The organism is Flavobacteriales bacterium (genome assembly GCA_016712535.1).
Classification (GTDB): domain Bacteria; phylum Bacteroidota; class Bacteroidia; order Flavobacteriales_F; family PHOS-HE28; genus PHOS-HE28.
Genome location: JADJQW010000002.1, coordinates 310640 through 328900, shown reverse-complemented (window position 1 = coordinate 328900; position 18261 = coordinate 310640). Strand labels below are relative to the sequence as shown.

The 18261-nt window shown below is 63.1% G+C and carries 14 protein-coding genes; 7 read left to right on the top strand and 7 right to left on the bottom strand.

Translation table 11 applies throughout. From position 1 onward, the window contains the following. Positions 1-22 precede the first annotated feature (22 nt). Positions 23-427, top strand: coding sequence for a hypothetical protein (locus IPK70_01345; GenBank protein ID MBK8225803.1), 405 nt, complete (start codon positions 23-25; stop codon positions 425-427). Between the two features lie 109 nt (positions 428-536). Further along, entirely contained in the window at positions 537-1250 is a 714-nt protein-coding gene (locus IPK70_01340) for a ribonuclease H-like domain-containing protein (protein ID MBK8225802.1), read from the top strand. 7 nt (positions 1251-1257) lie between these two features. Here the strand turns inward: IPK70_01340 and IPK70_01335 are convergent, their stop codons facing one another. Beyond that, positions 1258-2025 carry a glycosyltransferase family 2 protein gene (locus IPK70_01335; GenBank protein MBK8225801.1) on the bottom strand — a complete coding sequence of 256 codons (768 nt, stop codon included), beginning with the start codon at positions 2023-2025 and terminating at the stop codon, positions 1258-1260. Positions 2026-2094: 69 nt separating this feature from the next. Here IPK70_01335 and IPK70_01330 point away from each other — a divergent pair, with 69 nt between their 5' ends. From IPK70_01330 to IPK70_01315, 4 genes are read left to right on the top strand one after another with little or no spacing between them, the layout of a single operon-like run. Then, positions 2095-3396, top strand: a complete 1302-nt coding sequence (locus IPK70_01330) for a hypothetical protein (GenBank protein ID MBK8225800.1) — start codon at positions 2095-2097, stop codon at positions 3394-3396. Between the two features lie 12 nt (positions 3397-3408). After that, positions 3409-5706 (top strand): hypothetical protein, encoded by a 2298-nt coding sequence (locus IPK70_01325; GenBank protein MBK8225799.1) that lies wholly within the window; start codon positions 3409-3411, stop codon positions 5704-5706. Beyond that, on the top strand, positions 5703-7253 hold the full coding sequence (locus IPK70_01320) for a hypothetical protein (GenBank protein ID MBK8225798.1): 1551 nt from the start codon (positions 5703-5705) through the stop codon (positions 7251-7253). Before IPK70_01325 ends, IPK70_01320 begins: the two co-directional genes overlap by 4 nt. After that, positions 7222-8982 (top strand): glycosyltransferase family 39 protein, encoded by a 1761-nt coding sequence (locus tag IPK70_01315; GenBank protein ID MBK8225797.1) that lies wholly within the window; start codon positions 7222-7224, stop codon positions 8980-8982. The genes IPK70_01320 and IPK70_01315 overlap by 32 nt, the downstream gene beginning before the upstream one ends. 4 nt (positions 8983-8986) lie before the next feature. Here IPK70_01315 and IPK70_01310 read toward each other — a convergent pair whose 3' ends face one another. The 3 genes from IPK70_01310 to IPK70_01300 are packed head-to-tail and all read right to left on the bottom strand — an operon-like array spanning position 8987 to position 12259. Continuing rightward, complete coding sequence (locus tag IPK70_01310; protein ID MBK8225796.1) at positions 8987-9700, bottom strand: glycosyltransferase family 2 protein; 714 nt, start codon at positions 9698-9700, stop codon at positions 8987-8989. Between the two features lie 52 nt (positions 9701-9752). Continuing rightward, complete coding sequence (locus IPK70_01305) at positions 9753-11597, bottom strand: hypothetical protein (protein MBK8225795.1); 1845 nt, start codon at positions 11595-11597, stop codon at positions 9753-9755. Between the two features lie 5 nt (positions 11598-11602). Beyond that, positions 11603-12259: a CoA transferase subunit B gene (locus IPK70_01300; GenBank protein MBK8225794.1), complete on the bottom strand. Its 657-nt coding sequence runs from the start codon at positions 12257-12259 to the stop codon at positions 11603-11605. Positions 12260-12435: 176 nt separating this feature from the next. On the opposite strand from IPK70_01300, the gene IPK70_01295 reads away from it, so the two are divergent. Beyond that, positions 12436-13914 (top strand): hypothetical protein, encoded by a 1479-nt coding sequence (locus IPK70_01295; protein ID MBK8225793.1) that lies wholly within the window; start codon positions 12436-12438, stop codon positions 13912-13914. An 82-nt stretch (positions 13915-13996) separates the two neighbouring features. Here IPK70_01295 and IPK70_01290 read toward each other — a convergent pair whose 3' ends face one another. From IPK70_01290 to IPK70_01280, 3 genes are read right to left on the bottom strand one after another with little or no spacing between them, the layout of a single operon-like run. Beyond that, complete coding sequence (locus IPK70_01290) at positions 13997-15748, bottom strand: hypothetical protein (protein MBK8225792.1); 1752 nt, start codon at positions 15746-15748, stop codon at positions 13997-13999. Further along, a complete protein-coding gene (locus IPK70_01285; GenBank protein MBK8225791.1) occupies positions 15748-17505 on the bottom strand; it encodes a hypothetical protein in 1758 nt (585 codons plus the stop codon). Before IPK70_01285 ends, IPK70_01290 begins: the two co-directional genes overlap by 1 nt. A gap of 13 nt (positions 17506-17518) precedes the next feature. Beyond that, the gene (locus IPK70_01280; GenBank protein MBK8225790.1) at positions 17519-18217 is read right to left on the bottom strand and encodes a CoA transferase subunit A; all 699 of its coding nucleotides are present in this window, start codon (positions 18215-18217) and stop codon (positions 17519-17521) included. Positions 18218-18261: the final 44 nt, after the last annotated feature.

Genomic DNA, 18261 nt, shown 5'->3' with positions numbered 1-18261 from the left:
CAACAACCCACAACCTGCCGCTTTGAGGAAAGACATCGTGCCGCCGAAGGTCGAAGGCGTAGCCATGGCCGTGGTGCGCGAATCCGATGAAGAAGGCGCACCGGCCTGGTACGTGTACCTGATCAACCGGCGCGACGAAACGCTGGAGAACGTGCTCATCAGCTCGCGCGGCTACGGCGAGATCGAAGGCGAGGAGCGCAAGACCAGCGAGATGCGCCACCACTTGGAGGTGCTCGGCCCCAAGAGCTGGGCGCGCATCGAGCGGATCGTGGAAGAGGTCTTCGCCCTGAGCAACCAGTACTGGCTCAGCTTCTACATCGGTCGTGAGCTGCACGACAAGAAATACATCTTCCTCGCGGGCAGCATCGACGAGGCGAACTTCACCAATCTGCCGCTGATGGGGGTGAGAGGAGTGATGATCGAGTAGGCTCGGCTGCAGGCTGAACCCATGAAGGCTGGGTGCCGCAGGTTGCCCGGATCTCCGATCTTCACCAATCCTCAACCCGCTCAACCTTCAACCCACAACCTGCTTCACCATGCGCGACCTCAGCAAGCTCCTCTTCCTCGACATCGAGACCGTGCCGCAGACCTACCACTGGGCCGACCTCGATCCGCGCACCGCGCAGCTATTCGCCGACAAGACCCGCTACGAGCAGGAACGCGATGGCAAGACCGCTGAGCAGATCTGGGGCGAGAAGGGGGGCATCCTTGCGGAGTTCGGCAGGATCATCTGCATCGGCGCGGGCAGCCTGCACAAAGAGGCCGATGCCTGGCACCTGCGCGTGACCTCCTACCATGGCCACAACGAATACGACCTGCTCACGCGATTCGCCGAGCTGCTCGACCGCCATTACCGCACCGACGACCATTGGCTCTGCGCGCACAATGGCAAGGAGTTCGACTTCCCGTGGATCGCACGGCGCTGCATCATCAATCGCATCCCAGTGCCGCGCATCCTCGACATCGGTGGCCTCAAGCCCTGGGAAGTAGGTCATGTGGACACCATGAACCTCTGGAGCTTCGGCGACCGTAAGGCCTACACCTCGCTCGCGCTGCTGGCGCACATCCTCGGCATCCCCACGCCCAAGGACGACATCACCGGCGCCGATGTGGCCCGCGTGTATTACGAGGACAAGGACCTGGAGCGCATCGCCGCATACTGCAGGAAGGACGTGGTGGCCACGGCGCAACTCTACCTCCGGCTCACGGGCCGTGACCTCATCGCCGAGGAGCGCGTCAAGCTGGTGTGAGCGGGGCTCAGCGCTCCTCCTGCTTCCTGTAATGCTTGCGGATCCGCCAGAGCTGAATCGGCACGCGTGCGCCATCGATCCACTTCACCTTGGAGCCGCCTTGCTCGTGCCAATTGCGCACCGGCACCTCGGCGATCTCCTCTTGCGCGCGGGCGCGCCCAACGAGGTTCACCACGCGCCAGATCAGTTCCACATCGAATAGCCATCGCGTGAGGAAGGGCTCTTCGAAGAAGGCGGGCACGCGATCCATCCGCACCAGCTTGGCGCCGCATTGCGTATCGTAAACCGGCAGCCCCAGCATCTCGCTCACCAGCGTGGCGAAGACCCGGCCGATATAGTGCCGCTTGGTCGAGCGAAGGATGCGCGTGGTGCCCATCAGGTTCACGCGGCTGCCCATGATCAGTGACGGCCGGGCTTGCTTCACGCCCTCCAGCAGATTCATGGCTTCTTCCAAGGGCGTTGCGAGGTCGGCATCGAAATACCCCGCATACCCGGCTTCCGGGAACACCTCAGCCGCGAATCGCATGCCCTGTCGGACCGCCTCGCCCTTGCCTCCGTTGCGCTCGAGCCCGCGCACCTTGATCCGCCCCGGATGCGCATATGCCAGTCCATCCAGCGCCGCACGCGTGCCATCCGCGCTGCCGTCATCCACCAGCACAAGCGACATCCAAGGATGGGCGCTCACCGTTTCGCTGATGCGCTGCACGGGCAGCCTTCCCGCTTCATTGTAGCACGGGATCACAAGCACGATCCGCTCATCGCCGGAATCCTTCATTCCGGGGCGAAGATGGCCCATGATCCCTCCCTGGATTCCCACCATCGGCGCCACCGGTATCTTGGCCGCATGCACCGCATCCCCGTGAACCGACCCATGGCCGAATGGGAGCGCACGCTGCAATGGGGGCTTTTCCTGGTGGTCCTGCTCATCAACTGGCACAGCGCCTGGCTTGAGCACCGGCACGACCCATATGAGTTCCTCCGCCACGGCACCGATTCCCTGGGCTACTACCAATGGCTCCCCTGCACCTTCATCGAGTGGGATTGGACCCGCATGTACTGGACCTACATGCAGGAGAACGGGCCCTGGATCAGCCTCTTCACCATTGGCGTGGCCGTGCTGGAGATACCCTTCTTCCTGATCGGGCACTGGGGCGCCTGGGTCTTCGGCTATGACTTGAACGGATTCTCATCGCCCTACGGCGTGGCCATCATGCTGGGCACCTCGTTCTACACCGCCGCTGGCTGCGTGCTGGCCTTCAAATTGGCCCGGCGGTTCAGCGATACGATGCCTGCGCTCCTGTCCGTGCTCTTGCTCTATGCCGGCACGAACCTCTTCTACTACTCCGTGCAACAGCCTATGATGTCGCACCTGCACTCCTTCTTCCTGATCACGCTCTACGCCTGGTGCGCCTTGCGCGTGCTCGACGGGCCGCGCCCGCTGCATGTGGCAGCGCTTGTGCTCAGCGGGGCCTTGCTCGTGCTCATCCGCCAGCTCAACATCTTCAGCCTGCTCTTCCCATTCCTGGTGGGCGGCTGGCCCTCGGTGCGGGTCTTCTTCAGGAACCTGATGCTGCACAAGGCCGCATTCATCACAGCACTCGCAGTGGCGCTCACGCCGTGGGTGCTGCAGATGATCTACTGGCATTGGGCCACCGGCGAGGCGATCACCTTCACTTACGGCAAGAAAGATGAGCACTTCGATTTCGGGAAGATGGTGCCCGGAATGGTGCTCTTCAGTCCGCGAAATGGCTGGCTGACCTATACCCCGCTCATGATCCCGGTGCTGATCATGCTCGTCCGCCGCGCGTGGCAAGGCATGGCACCCGCCCGCTCGGTGCTGCTGCTGGTTTGCCTTACCTGGCTGCTTTATAGCGCATGGTGGTGCTGGTGGCTGGGCGGAAGCTTCGGGCACCGCGGCTTCGTTGATCTCTATGGCCTGCTGGCCATCCCGCTTGCCTGGCTGCTGCATGCGCTGCTCCAACGCTCCATCCGATGGCGGCTGTCGGCGGCGGTCGCGCTGGTGGCGATCATCCAGTTCAACCTCGGCCTCACGGAGCTCTATGAGCCGCATTGGTCGGACTTCGGCTGGGACTGGAAGCAGTACTTCGGCAAGGTGAGCGAGGTGGTGGAGGGGAAGCCCAAGTGATCTCGTCCTGCAATGTCCGACCAACGCGACGCTAAGCGACCCGCACTCCGCTCATGGGCCTGGTGGCTGGTGCTCACTGCGGCCACGCTGGCGGTGGTCGCCATGCACTTCGGCAGCGTGCTGAGCAACCCCAATGCGGTGCTGCTTTCTGCCGATGGCGATGGCCTGAAGAACATGTTCACCTATGCCTGGCACGCTGAGCATGGCAATTCCCTGCTTCACTTCAGCGGCTCGGGCTATCCCTACGGCGACCACATCTTCTATACCGATGGGCATCCGCCTTTGGCTTGGCTGATCAAGCTCTTGCCTTGGCTGAAGCCCTGGAAGGTCGGACTGCTGAATGCGCTGCTCCTGCTTGCCCCGCTGGGCTGCGCGTGGGCGCTCTTCGCCATTGGCCGGCGTTGGGGCCTGGCTCCGTGGGCCGCAGCCTTGGCTGCATTGTGCATCAGCATGCTGCAGCCGCAGATCTACCGGCTCGGCGGCCACTTCGCGTTGGCGCATTGCTGGTTGTTCCCGGCCATCTGGCACGCCCTGCTGCGTGCACTTGATGAGCCGAAGCGCTGGACCTGGGCCATTGTCACAGGCGCGCTGGTGCTGCTCGCCTTGCTCGTGCATCCCTACCTGGGCATGATGAGCGCGCTCTTCGTGGCCGCGCTCATCGGCATGCGCGCATTGATGAAGCGGCAGTCTTTGGGGCAGGCGCGGACCTACATCGATGCCGGTGTGATGGCCGTGCTGCCCGTGGTCCTGTTCCTGGCCTTGGCCAATGCCAGCGACCGCGTTGCCGACCGGCCCGAGACACCGCCGGGCGCCGAGGCCTATGCCACGCGCTGGCAGAGCCTGCTGATCTCCACGCAGCCACCCATGAGCCAGTGGGTGCATCCGCTTGAACCCGAGGGCGGCCTCTCATGGGAGTCCCTTTGCTATGTGGGCATCGCTACGCCCCTGCTCTTGCTGGCCGCTATCGTGGCGCTCCTCGTGAGCATGAAGAAGAGGGGGCGCGCGGCGCTGATCCCGGATGAGCCCGCAACGCACCTGCTCGCCGCCATCATCGTCCTGCTCTTCGCCATGAATGTCTGGGGCAAGTTGCTCGGCGATGCGTTGCCCATGCTGAAGCAATTCCGTTCAACGGGCCGATTCGCGTGGGCCTTCTATTTCGTGTGCCTGCTCTTCTGCTCCGCTCGCTTGTGGCACTGGCTCGCCGCATCGCACCGGCGCTGGCGGGTTCCGGGCGCTGCCATGTACGCCGTGCTGATGGCCACCTATGCCGTGGAGGGCTGGCCAGTGATGGCCTCCATGTCCGGATCGATCGGCGGCGCATCCAACTTGTTCGATGCACGGATGCACGATGAGCGCATCGACCCGCTGGCGAAAGCCGTGCGCGAGAGCGGCGCGGCGGCGATCATCCCGCTGCCATTCCCGCATGGCGGATCGGAACGCTACGCGAAGAGCGCACCCGAAAGCCTACATGCATTGGCTTACAATGTTGCTTACCGCTCAGGCACGCCATTGATGGCGGGCAATCTCATCCGAACCTCGTACGAGCACGCGCGTCAGCTTTTGGCGCTGCGCGCACCGAGGGCCTTCTTGAAGCGCGTAGCCGAAGCCGTACCGCCAACAGCTGCGCTGGCCCTGTTGCGGAGCACCGATGGCCTGGAGCCGGAGGAGGACTCGCTTTGGCGCAAGGGAACACCGGTGCTTGCGAATGCCTCGGGTGAGGTGCGCGTGATCAAGGCTTCGGACCTGTTCGCCTGGGATGGCCCATCGTTGCGCAATCGATTCAAGGAGAAGCGTGAGTCGATGGTCCGGCAGGACAGCCTTTGGCTGGAAGCGGATTCAACACCGGCCATCGACCATGTGGCCGGCCCCTTCAAGGGATTCGTGAGCGAGTTCATCCGATTGATGGACATCGACGCCGCGCAGCTCGACACCGCTACGACCTACGAACTGAGCGCCGTGGTGCGGGCCATCGATGGAGATGCCGTGAACTCCTGGCTGATCATCGAGCACGGCGAGCCCGATGGCAAGGTCGATTGGGAGGGCTTCCGCGATGTGCGGTCCATGCCCATGCAACTGCACGACCGCACCATCGCCGCGATGCCCTTCCGCCCCAAACGGGCGAGCGGGCGCTACCGCGTGATGCTGGGCGGCCCCGAGGAGAACCGATCGCGCGCGGTGGTGGAGCACGTGATCTTCAGGCCGATCTCCATCCAGGTCTGGCGTTCCGATGCCGGCGGGCTGCACTGCAACAACATTCCTTTGGACAGCGCAGCGTACTCCGCGCCGCCGGTCAACCGAAAAGAGCGATGAGGTCATTGGTGCATCGGCGTTGGACCACCGCATACATGCTGGCGTGCGCCGTGGTGATCATCGCGGTCTGCGGCCACCGCGCTGCAACCACCTCCTTCACGCACGACGAGGCCATCAGCTTCCTCCGCTACCCCCAGCTCTCCGTCAGCAACCTGCTCAACCATACCGAAGCCTACACCAACAACCATTTGCTGAACAGCTTGGGCATGAAGTGCAGCATGGCGCTGTTCGGCACGAGCGACCTATCGCTTCGACTGCCGAACCTGCTCGCGCTCCTGCTCTACCTGGTATACACGGCCCTGCTCATCCGGCGCTGCCATCCGCTGGTGGTCCTGGCCGGCTTCCCGCTGCTGTTCACCAATGTGTACTTCATGGAGATGTTCACCTTGGCACGCGGCTACGGACTTTCCTATGGCTTCCTGGCCATGGCCATCTACCACGCCAGCCGGGCCATCGGCGCCAAGGGCCATGGGCACCTCGCGCTCTTCCACCTGGCCGGCGTTCTGGCCACGCTGAGCAATTTCACGCTGCTCACCGGCTACCTCGCGGTGTTCGGCGCCTACCTGATCGGCACGGCAGCGTTGGCGCGCGCGGAACGCATGGGATGGGAAGCGCTGCGTCCGCTCGCGCAAACGAACGGCCTCTTGCTCGTCGCCGCATTCATCGTCCTCTGCACGCCCATCCGCCGCGTGCGCGAGGCCAATACGCTCGACTTCGGCGGCAAGGCGAGCTTCTACTCCGATACCGTGAGCACCCTCATCGATGGCATGGTGCCCGGTGTGAGCCTGCAAGGCGAACGCATGGTCATCGCCTGGGTGATCGTCACCGCCGTGGTGGCCTTCGCGATCGCTATCGCGCTGGTTCGCTTATGGAAACAGGGCGCCGTTCCATTCCTGGCCGCGCATGCTGGCCTGGTCGTCTCCGCGCTCACCGTGGTCATCATCGGCATAGGCGCCTATGCCCAGCACCTGGTCTTCGGCGTTGACCACCTGCATGCGCGCTTCGCGCTCTTCATGCTGGTGCCGCTGATGCTCTGCTTCATCCTGCTGATGGGGTACTGGGCGGAACACCGGCCCCTTGCGCCCATCGTGATCACCGCAGCCGCTTGCCTATGGGCGGTGCCCCGTTTCACGCAGCACTTCGGGACATACCGCAGCTGGGAATGGGGCTACGACTCGCAGACCAAGGAAGGCGTTGATGCCTTGATGGCGGACCGCGAGCAGGTGTGGCGGCGCGATGGCTTCGTGCAACTGGGCATCCGATGGATGCACGAGCCCACGATGAATTATTACCGCATCACGCGCAAGCTCGATTGGCTCTGCGAGCTCGATCGCGAGGGCCTGCGGCCGGACGATGACTATCGATATGTAATGGACACCGTTGCCGTGGCGTCGATCGGATTCGATACCGTGGCGGTGTTCCCGCATGCGCGCACGATCCTGCTGCGGCGAGCGCCCGATGCGCCGATGGATCCGATCAGCGATCAAGAACCCCGAACCGAAGAACTTCACCCGCATGAGCCTGTTCCAGAAGCCCAACCGGAATGATGCGCTGCTGATCGCGGCGGCGGCGCTCCTCGTGCGGCTGTTCATGCTGCCTTGGGCGCAGACGGTGCAGGCCGATGCGGTGAGCCGCATCCACATCGCCTTGGAATGGCTGCGCGATCCGCACTGGATCACCCATGGCTATTGGGGGCCGCTGCATCATTACCTCAATGCGCTCTTCATGCTCATCTTCCCCGGCAAGGCGCTAGGTCCGCAGGTGCTCAACATCCTCGCCGCGTCGCTCACAGCGATCCCGCTCTATGGCTTCACGCTCACCGTCTTCGGCTCACGGCGCGGTGCCGTGTTCGCAGCATTGATCTACGTGTTCAGCCCCATCGCCCTGTGGACCAGTTTGCAGGCGCTATCGGAGGTGAGCTACGGCTTCTTCCTCGCTTCCGCGCTCTTCGCGCTTTCGATCAACCAAGGACAGCGACGCGCATGGCGAAGCGCTGCCATCGCCGGCCTGCTCATGACCTGCGCGGCCGCCACGCGCTACGAGGCCTGGGTGCTCATCGCGGCGCTCTCCTTGGTGGCCCTGCTGCTGCATGGCTGGCGCATCGCGTTGGTGTTCTGGGCCTGCGCCATGCTCTTCCCTTCGGTGTGGATGATCGGCAACCAGCTCGAGTTCGGCGATGCGCTCTACAGCGTGAACCAGAATGACGAATGGAACATGGGCAAGGAGGGCATCAACGACGACGTGACCAAGGCTACGCGGATCCAGCGCGTGGTGTTCTTCCCGCTCTCATTCACGCTGAACAGCTCGCCGTTATGCGCGCTGCTGCTCGGGCTCGGGGTTGTCGCTGCGGCGATCAAGCGTCGGCTCACCAAGCCCCAGTGGATCTGGCTCATCCCATTCGCGATCATGGCCATCATCTTCCAGAAGAAGGCATGGGAAGGCTCGCTCATGCTTCACCACCGCTTCGTGGTCACGTGGCTGATCCTGTTGCTGCCCTTTGTGGCGCTCGTCTTCACCGGATTGCGCTGGAAAGCGGTCCACCGCGTGCTCATGCCCTTGGGCCTCATCGCCACGCTTCCATTCGCCTGCCTCTTCGGCAAGCTCGACTTCGCGAAGATGCTGGGCGATCGGGCGCTGAGCCGGGCCATGGATGGATTGGTCCTTGGCCACTATCGTGAGATGCAGGTGGTGCCCCGCCTTTACGGGAACGAAGCCGAGGGCCTGCTCACCGTGATCAATGCGCAGACACGCGCAGGCGATGGATTGATCCTCGACTTCCACGGCTGGGACGAGAGCTACTACATCCTGCTGCACGCATTGCCGAACACGATGGTAGTGGGCGGTGCGAAGCACGAAGGCTTCAAGCCCGAAGAGGCGCATGAGCTGCTCGCCACGCACAAGCAAGGCGTCATGGTATTCAGCCGCACGGGCATGCTGCAGCACAAGGTCGATTGGCGCGGCGAGGTGATGCGCCTGCACGGCACGGAAGTCCCGCTCGCGGTTTCCGCACCGATCACCTTGCGGGGCACGCGATTGTTCCAGTACCGTGTCATCGCGCCTGACGACTCGCTGGCCCTGGCTTCCGCCGATGCGCCACTGCGCAACGTGCTGCCGGCAGAGAAGGACCTCGAGTACTACGACCAGCTCATCCGCGGCGATGAGTCGTGGTTCGCTTCGGTGCGCAGGCAAGCCTTCTGGAAACGGGAGACGATGGATGAGGCGCTTCGCCGCAATGCCGAGTACATGATCTGGATGGACCAGCAGCAAGCGCCCTAATGCGCTACAGCCCGTACTTCACGATGCACCAGATCGCGCGGAAGCCGTCCTTCCAGCCGATCTTCTTGCCCTCGGCGTAGGTGCGGCCGTAATAGCTGATGCCCACCTCATAGATGCGGATGCCTTTCACGCGCGCGAGCTTGGCCGTCACCTCGGGCTCGAAGCCGAAGCGCTGCTCGCGCAGGTCGAGGCCCTTGGCGATGTCGCTGCGGATGAGCTTGTAGCAGGTCTCCATATCCGTCAGGTTCAGGTTGTTGAACGCGTTGGACAAAGAGGTGAGGAATTTGTTGCCGATGCTGTGCCAGAAGAAGAGGATGCGGTGCGGATGGTGGCCCATGAACCGCGAGCCGAAGACCACATCGGCGAAGCCCTCCACCACAGGACGGAGCAGGTCGTTGTACTCTCGGGGGTCGTATTCCAGATCGGCGTCCTGCACCAGGAGGTACTCGCCGGTGGCTTCCTTGATCCCGCGGTGGATGGCCGCGCCTTTGCCCATGTTGCGCGGCTGCTCGATGAAGCGGATGCCCATGCCTGGATTCGCCTCCATGTATCGGCGCACGGCGTCAGGGGTGCCGTCCTTCGATCCATCGTTCACGATGATCACCTCCTTGGCGATGCCATGGTTGAGCGCCGCATCGCGCACCTTGTCGAGGATCAGGTGGATGGTGCGCTCCTCGTTGTAGGCGGGGATGATGATGGAAAGGGTGCGGACGTTCATGAATTCAGGGCTGGCGAAGTTGGGGGTTCTCCCGCGAACACGGACTTGGCATTCATCGGGTCACGAACAGCCGCATATCGCCCAACTGTATCCGCGGCGACAGCAAATAAGGGATCGCCGAGAACCGCAGCTCATCACCGGGCCGCAGGCTCTTCGGCGCGAATACGATTCCCGCATCGTACCAATCGCCATATCGCGGCACCTGATAATGCGAGGCCAGGTCCAGATGCCCGACGAGATCACCATCACGGAGATGATCGACCGTAAGGGTGAGCCAGCTGGCATCGCTCTGCTCAAGGGCGCGCACGGTGCCCGATACGAGCACCTGGGCATCTCCCAGGCCATCGGGCACCACCCAGACCAGGGTCGGCTTGGGCATGCCATGCGCGACCGTGTCGTTGGACAATGTCCCGGGCAGGAGGGCTTCATGAACCGGAGCCTCAAAGCGGCGATGCATGCGCTCATCGCGGTACAGCGCGGTTCCGGTGCTGGAGCGGTGCATCAATGACCACTCGGGCTCCACCAGGGATGAGCCATCTCCTGTGACCAGGTGATAATCGCACCTCGGCAGCTCGCCTTGGCCGGGCTGATGCACGCTCACCAACTGAAGAGCGCCGGTCACGCGCAGGTAGTAGCCGAGCGAGGAGCCGCAGGACACCGGGCTGCTCATCGTGGTGACCGGCCTTCGTGCACCCGTGTGAACGCGGTCGTCGAGTGCCATCATCAAGTGCCCGCGCACATGTCCGGATTCCCTCCACTCCGCTGCGTACCCGAAGTTGGCGGCCCGGATCAGGTGCAGCGCCAAGGCCAGCGCGAAACCGGCACCGAGCATCGAAGCCGTAGGCCTTCCCCACGCGAACAGCGCGCACACGAACAGCCATCCGAGCAACGGCACCAGGAAGAGCGCCGTGCGGGAGGATGGCCAGTGCAATCCGAGCAGGAGCTCCTGTGCCATAAAGGCCAAAAAGGTGATCGCGGTCACGATCAGCCCGAGGATCAGCGGCTGCGATGCAGATGTCTTCCGTGCCATGGCGAAGGCCGCGATGCAAGCGACCACAAGCGCACCGAGGAACAGGCTCATGGCCTGCAAGGGCTCCATCGGCAAGTGCTGGTGGTAGGCGAGCATGACGGCCAAGGTGCCGAGCATGCCCTTCCAAGGCCCCTCGCTGCCGTGGAAGAGCGCTTCGCCCTGATACATCCCGACGGCGTTCCAGACGACGAAGGCCAGGACCACGGCCGCGATCAGCATGATCCGGAGCAGAGCGCTGGTCAGAAGGCGCTTCTGTTCGCGCCTCGCATCGAGCAGCAGCACAGCCGCCAGCACCGCGATCAGGCCGAGCAGGTAATTGAGGATGATGGTATGCGCCAGCACGGCCGCCGAAGCAGATAGGACGCTCTGCACGGCGAAGCGCGGCTCATGGCCTTCCGTCGCGAAGCGATGCAACTGCCAGAGCGAGAGCAGCAGCAGGCCGTTGGAGATGCCATAGCCGCGCGCGAGGCTGAAGAAGTCGAGCAGGTAGGGATGCGCGCACAGGAGCACGAACGATGCCAGCGCGAGCGCGGCACTGGGTGCGCGCAGGGCCAAGCGCACGGCAGCGTAGAGGTAGATGGCACCACCGATGAGGTTGGGCATGCGCATGGCGAAGTCGTGGGGGCCGAAGAGCTTCATGGCGAGCCACATGCCCCACACGTTCAGCGCATGGTGATTCGCCGAAGCACTGTCATGCTCAAGGATCACCAGCTTGCCCTTGCGGACATGGTGCATGAACGTGAAAGCCTCATCCCAGCTGAAGGACACTGTTTGCGCGCGAATGCCGATGTATGCCAGCAAGAGCGCCGCGCAGGCTCCGAGGGTCCAGCGCAGCTGGATCCCGTGCCGCACATCCAGTGGGCGCATCCCGGTCACACGGTCATCTCCGGCACCTCGCCCTTCACCACCAAGCGGCCTTCGGTCTTCGCCTTGATCTCGTCCACGCTCACCCCCGGTGCGCGCTCGATCAACTCAAAGCCGTCCGGGGTGATGTCGAACACGCCGAGGTCGGTGACCACCTTCTTCACGCAGGCCACACCGGTGAGCGGCAGGGAGCACTTCTTCAAGAGCTTGCTCTCGCCCGCTTTGTTGGCGTGCATCATGCACACGATGATGTTGTCGGCGCTGGCCACCAGGTCCATGGCGCCGCCCATGCCCTTCACCATCTTGCCGGGGATCTTCCAATTGGCGATGTCGCCGTTATCGCTCACCTCCATGGCGCCCAGAACGGTGAGCTGCACGTGCTGCCCGCGGATCATGGCGAAGCTGGTGGCGCTGTCGAAGATGCTGCTGCCGCCGAGCAGGGTTACGGTCTGCTTGCCGGCGTTGATCAGGTCGGCGTCCTCCTCGCCCTCGTAGGGGAATGGCCCCATGCCCAGGATCCCGTTCTCGCTCTGCAGCACCACGTTGATCCCTTCAGGGATGTAGTTGGCCACCAGCGTGGGGATTCCGATGCCGAGGTTCACGTAGTAGCCATCGCGCAGCTCGCGCGCGATGCGCTTGGCCATCTGCTCCTTGGTGAGCGCCATTCGGTACGTTTGGGTCAAATGTAGAAGCCCGCGTTCGGCTGGCTTCGGCCCGTGAGACGATGTCACACCCGCAACCTGTAGGCAAGCTGTGGTCATCGATTGCTCTGGCAATCGGCTGTCTCGCTATCGGCGCAGCCCTGCTACGCGCTGATCAAGTCGACCTCGAGTACCTCTTCATGACCGATGCCCTGTACATGCCTTCCGTCTACAAGGACTGCATCGTCGATGGCAACAGCTTGGGCGATTGGTACCTGAACCCGGCGCCGAACTTCTTCCCCGACATGGTCCTGTACTCAGCGATGAATGCACTGGTGGTGGATTTCCGCTTGGCTTCCTACTTGTACCCTATCGTGCAGTTCGTGCTCATCGGCCTGCTTCTCCGAGCCATTCTGATGGAGAACAGGGTGGTCGGAGACGACAAGGGCATCGCAGCTGGATTCCTGATGATGGTCTTGCCCGTGTTCTCCGGATGGTGGGACGATGATTTCATCACCACCTTCCAGCTGCTGATCAATGCCTACCACATGGGCGCGCTCGTCAATGCGCTTATCGCCACCTGGCTCCTGCTTCGCTTGGTCGGACGCATTGTTGCGTGGGAGCTTGCGGCCTTGATCGCCGTCGTGCTTCTCGGCGCCATTTCCGACAAGCTGTTCTGGTTGATGTTCGTCGGTCCGGCAACGCTCGCCAGCTTGCTTCTTTGCATCAATCCGACGGGGAGGCCACGAGCGATAGTGCTCACTTCGCTCATCCCACTCAGTGTGTTGTCTGGCCATTTACTGCTGAAGGCCGTGCTGGATGCCTTTCCGATGCGACTGGCGGATCCTTATGCCCTGCTCGCCTTCGATCGCATCGGCAGCTCTTGGAGCTGGTTCATCGAACAGATGAGGTGGTATTTCTGGAACGGCCCACTGGGCGTGTTCCTGGTGATGACCATGCTAGCCGTGTTCTGCGGCTCTCTTCGCTCCGCGGTGCGGCTCACCTCTCGGTGGCCACGTGCTGTTCGTGCCGGGGACAATGGCTCCATCCGTCGATTCGTCCTTCAAGCCATGGCCGTGATGTTCTTCCCGATAGTGCTGCTCGCTCCGGTCCTGAACGGCTCGTTCGATGGAGCGGATTCGATTCGCTACAACTACGCCGCCTTCCTCCTTTCGCCCTTCGCCCTTGGGGTTGCATTGGGCAGCTGGTCGCCACAGGCAGCACGCGCTTGCTTCGCATGCATGCTGATCCTGGTCGGCGCACCCGCGCTCTGGGCCTGCCTCCAGTTCCGGGATTATGCCCGGCTCGCCGACTTCATGCCTGGGCGCGTCACGGAGCTAGATGCGCTCGCCAAAGAGCACGGCCTGAAACTTGGCGTGGCGAATTACTGGGACGCCAAAGTGGTGTCCATGTTCTCGCGGGAGGGCCTCACCGTATTGCCCGTTTTCCCTGATCTGGCCATCTTCATTCATGTCAATCGCGAGGACATGTTCTACACGGCGCCTAGCGGCGAGCTGATGCAATATGATTTCGTGCTGATGCATAAAGACCTCGATGAATCCCAAATCGCAGACAAGCTGCCTGTTCCTTACGAGCGGATCGAACGCAATGGCGTATTCCTGCTCAAGACCCCATCGTGGAGCTACGACCCTGCCACACGGCGACCGGCGACGCGCTGATTGCACACGAGTGACAGCGTGAATACGCGCACCTTCCACGAGCAACCTGTTCTGCCTTCGACAAGACCTCGTGGCGCACGCCTCACTCCTCCATCGCTAGCACCCGCATGCGTGCATGCTCGATGGTGAAGCCCTTGCGCTGCGGCTCCCAGAAGAAGACCTCGGCCCGCGCGGCATCGGTGCACCTCGGGATGAGCAGCGCGGTGCGCCATGGCTCGCCGCTCCAATGCGCTCGGCGCGTGGCCAGCATGATGTGATCGGCGTGAATCGCCGTGCCCGCTGAGTCGAAAACGGCCACGCACGCGCGGAGGTCGAGTGATTGCTGCCCGCGCAGGGTTCCATGCAGCACCACGACCGCATCGGACATGCGCAACCGGTCCACTGTAATCGCAAGGCCTTTGGAACGATCCAAACCCATGGACTGCAGCTCAAAGAGGGTGTCGGTGAACGTGCTGCCCCGCCATGCTTCGCGGCGCAGGTAGAGCATCAAACCGTTCTCAGCGCTGTCCGCCATGAAATAGCGCGAGTCTTCATCGAAGGGGGTTCCCTTCACGGCGAAACGCCCATCGGCTGGCGTGTTCGGCCAAAGCGTCGCCGTGCCGTCGCGGTCGTTCCCATGCAGGCGGCTCTCCAGCCCGAACGGCAGAAGGGCCAGCCGATGCATGCCCACCAAGGCTGGTCGCCCGAGCTCGGCTTCCAGTGAATCGATGCGCGCGATGAACCGCTCCGGAATGGACTGCTCCGGCCAAAGCCCCGTGCGATCAACGTTGATGGTGAGCATCGTGCGCAAGGGGAGCACCAACAAGGTCAGCGCAACCAGCCATGCGCGTGCATGAATCTTGCGCAGCGCATCGGCCGCGAATGCCACGAAAAGGACGGCGAGCAAGAGCACGTGCAGCGCGGTGCGGTCCTCGGCATAGTTCAATCCCATGATCTTGGCGAGGAGCCAACGCAACATGAATTCGCCCAAGAGCAACGCGCCGATCACGATGGGCGCGCTCGGGAGCTTGATGCGACGATGTACTAGCAGTAGCGCAATTGCGAGCAAAAAGAATCCGCCCGCGATGGCGGTGGCCAGAACAGTGCCATCGATCCCCAGCGCGTACCTGAGCAAGGACGCGACCGTGACCTCCGCATAGCCCGCAGTGCTTCCTTGATACAGCAAGCCGAGCGAAGCCATGTATCGCGCCAGCGCCGCGAACAGCGCAAAGGGCAGCAAGCCGAGCACGCACCACACAACCAGTTGATCGCGGTTTCGCCACGCACCTGAAAGCAACAGGAGCAGAAGCACCGAGGCCACAGGCAGCAGAGCCATCATGAAGCCCAGCGCGGCATCGAGCGCAATCAGGCTCCACAAGAGGTGCTTCGTTGCGCTGTGCTCCGCGTAGCGCAAGGCCTGTTCGATGGCGATGAGCAGCAGGGCGAGCGCGGGCCCATAACCTCGGAAGAGCGAGAAGAAAACGAGTGCGAATGGACAGGCAAGCAGCGCTGGCCAGAGCAGCCAGCGCACGGGCCGGCTCATCCGCGTGCCGAAGCGCCATGCAGCGAACGCGAAAAGCAGATAACTGAGCACGCTGGCCCAGCGCAGCGCGAGTGGATGCAGTCCGAAGAGCTTGAAGCCGACGTGCCCGCACAGGCTGTTGAGGTAGTGGTTGTTCGCATCCCACATCGACGCGAAGGGCAGATAGGTGCCTGGCTGGGCATAGGCGATGAAGGAAGTGGCCTCGTCATGGACGAACGGCACCAGCAAGGCACGCAGCAATACGTACGCGAACAGTACGGCCGCCAAACCGACGAAGGGCCAACGCTCCTTCCGAGTGACCGGATCGCTCATCATCGTGCGGATTCAAGGCGGTGCACCTTCAGCCGCACGCTCGGTGCCTTGAACGAGTGGCGCTTCGGATTCCAGAAATAGCAGACGCGCCGCGTCGACGCATGATCCTGAAGCGGCACGCGCCGGATCAAGCGCCATGACTCGCCTTGCCAATGCGTGCGCAAGCGCTGCGCGTCCACCACATCGTAATGGAGCGTGCCGCCATCGGCATCCTTCAGCTCCACCACGAAGCGGAGGTCGAGCGGAGCTGAGGCGCTGTGCAGCTCGGCATGGAGCTCGATCAGCCATTCGCCGCTATCCAGCGCAGCATCTTCGGCCACCAACAGCTCAACGAACTCGGCATCGGTCTCTACAATGGTGAAGGCGGTGTCGAGAAGGAGCAAGGTGCTCAAGGGCTCATCACGCTGCATGAGCGCGAGCTTGCCATGCGGCGCAGAGGTGATCGTGCTGAAACCGGCAGGCGCCTTGAAATAGGTCGGGTCGATGAGGAGAAGGTCGCAGGTGGGCTGCGGGAATCCGTCGCTATCGAGGAAAGGCAGCGTGCCGCCGTGACGCATGCTGCCGAACGCCCAAACGGCCGCATTCTGGTGGTAGCCGCCGATGAGCAAGGGACGCGCGCTGTGTTGCTGCAATCGCTCTACCGCATCGAAGACCTCCGCAGGAATCGCTTGCTCCGGCCAATAGGCCGTGCGGTCGAGATTGGCGAAAAGAACCGTTCGAATCGGCAGCGCCAGAACGAGCAGCGCGGCCCAGCGCATCCAAGGCCGATCCTGTGTCAGTGCATCAACGGAGAACACGGACAAGAGCAGCAGGACCGGAACGAGGTGCATGGCGGTGCGGTCCTGCGGGTAGAGCACGTCGAAGGCCTCGGCCAACACGAAGCGACCGAGCAGCTCACCGATGATGAGCAGCAGCAACGCGCCGATCTCCGTGCGGTGATGGCCGGTACGCAAGGCCAACATTCCAACGGGCAAGGGCAGAAGAATCAGGGCCGCGCCCAAGCGCGGAGCATCCACACCGAGAGCCCATCGGCCCAAGGAGGCCATGGTACCGTTGACAAGGCCGGCATCGGTGCCGAAGTAGAGCAGGCCGCGCGCCGAGAGCTCGAACGAGTATTGCGCGGCGAGCACCAGCGGTACGGCGCCCAACATGATCACCGCCAGCCAGGCACGGGCATCGCGGCGAAGGCTGCGGAACACGATCGCAACGGTAGCCGCAAGGATCATGCACCACGCGATGAGCAGCGTGAGGGACGCCACGCAGGCCAACAGCGCGGCTACAAGAATGAGGAGGAGATCGGTGCGGCGCGCGTGGACCAACAAGCGCAGCAGATGATGCAGCGCCATGAGGAGGAAGGCGAGCGAAGGTCCGTAGCCACGAAAGAGCGCGAAGAACTCGATGACGAAGGGCGTGAGCAGAAGCGCAACCACCGTGCTCATGCGGATGAGGCCATTCTCGATGGGTCGTGTGATGCGCCAGGCATACAGCGCCCAGAGCAAGAAGCCGATCAACGAGAAGGCCCGCAAGGCCAGCGGCGATGGCCCGAAGAGCAGATATGCCGCACGCGTTACCGCCGTGCTCAACAGATGATTGCCGGCATCCCAATGCGCGAGGTAGGGCAGGTAATCGCCCGTGAGCACGTAGGTCTGGAAGGTGGCGGCCTCGTCGTGGGTGAGCGGGACGAAGGCCGCGCGCAAGAAGAGGTACAGGAAGGCCGCTAAGCCCACCGCGATGCAGGCGAGCCGTTCACCGCGCATGGCCATGGAGGCGTCAGGCGCGCTTGCGCACCGTGCGCTGCTCGATGCGCTTCTCGTAGCCGGTGCCTTGGAAGATGCGCTGCACGAAGATGCCCGGCGTGTGGATCTGATCCGGATCGAGCTCGCCGGGCTCCACGAGCTGCTCCACTTCGGCCACGGTGACCTTGCCCGCCATGGCCATCATGGGATTGAAATTGCGCGCCGTGCGCTTGTACACCAGGTTGCCGAAACGATCGCCCTTCCAGGCCTTCACCAATGCGAAATCGGCGCGGAGCCAGCTCTCGAGCACGTGCATCTTCCCGTTGAACTCGCGGGCCTCCTTCCCCTCGCCCACCTCGGTGCCATAGCCCGCTGGCGTGAAGAACGCGGGGATCCCTGCGCCGCCCGCACGGCAGCGTTCGGCCAGCGTGCCTTGGGGAATCAGTTCCACCTCCAGTTCTCCGCTGAGCATCTGCCGCTCGAACTCGTCGTTCTCGCCCACGTAGCTGCTGATCATCTTCTTGATCTGCCGCGTCTTCAGCAGCAGGCCCAGCCCGAAGTCATCGACGCCCGCGTTGTTGCTGATGCAGGTGAGGCCCTTCGTTCCCCGGCGCACCATGGCCGCGATCAGGTTCTCCGGGATGCCGCACAGCCCGAAGCCGCCCACCATGAGCGTCATGTTGTCCTTCAGGCCATCGAGGGCCTCATCGGGACCGGCCACCAACTTGTTCATGCGCGAATGATTGAGCGCCGAAGATAGCCGGGCGCTCTTCGCGG

Coding starts and splice junctions, on each gene's coding strand:
- IPK70_01290 (MBK8225792.1), bottom strand. CDS start 15,748: ATGAGCGATCCGGTCACTCGGAAGGAGCGTTGGCCCTTCGTCGGTTTG.
- IPK70_01325 (MBK8225799.1), top strand. CDS start 3,409: ATGTCCGACCAACGCGACGCTAAGCGACCCGCACTCCGCTCATGGGCC.
- IPK70_01310 (MBK8225796.1), bottom strand. CDS start 9,700: ATGAACGTCCGCACCCTTTCCATCATCATCCCCGCCTACAACGAGGAG.
- IPK70_01315 (MBK8225797.1), top strand. CDS start 7,222: ATGAGCCTGTTCCAGAAGCCCAACCGGAATGATGCGCTGCTGATCGCG.
- IPK70_01300 (MBK8225794.1), bottom strand. CDS start 12,259: ATGGCGCTCACCAAGGAGCAGATGGCCAAGCGCATCGCGCGCGAGCTG.
- IPK70_01295 (MBK8225793.1), top strand. CDS start 12,436: ATGACCGATGCCCTGTACATGCCTTCCGTCTACAAGGACTGCATCGTC.
- IPK70_01340 (MBK8225802.1), top strand. CDS start 537: ATGCGCGACCTCAGCAAGCTCCTCTTCCTCGACATCGAGACCGTGCCG.
- IPK70_01285 (MBK8225791.1), bottom strand. CDS start 17,505: ATGCGCGGTGAACGGCTCGCCTGCATCGCGGTGGGCTTAGCGGCCTTC.
- IPK70_01330 (MBK8225800.1), top strand. CDS start 2,095: ATGCACCGCATCCCCGTGAACCGACCCATGGCCGAATGGGAGCGCACG.
- IPK70_01335 (MBK8225801.1), bottom strand. CDS start 2,025: ATGAAGGATTCCGGCGATGAGCGGATCGTGCTTGTGATCCCGTGCTAC.
- IPK70_01320 (MBK8225798.1), top strand. CDS start 5,703: ATGAGGTCATTGGTGCATCGGCGTTGGACCACCGCATACATGCTGGCG.
- IPK70_01305 (MBK8225795.1), bottom strand. CDS start 11,597: ATGCGCCCACTGGATGTGCGGCACGGGATCCAGCTGCGCTGGACCCTC.
- IPK70_01280 (MBK8225790.1), bottom strand. CDS start 18,217: ATGAACAAGTTGGTGGCCGGTCCCGATGAGGCCCTCGATGGCCTGAAG.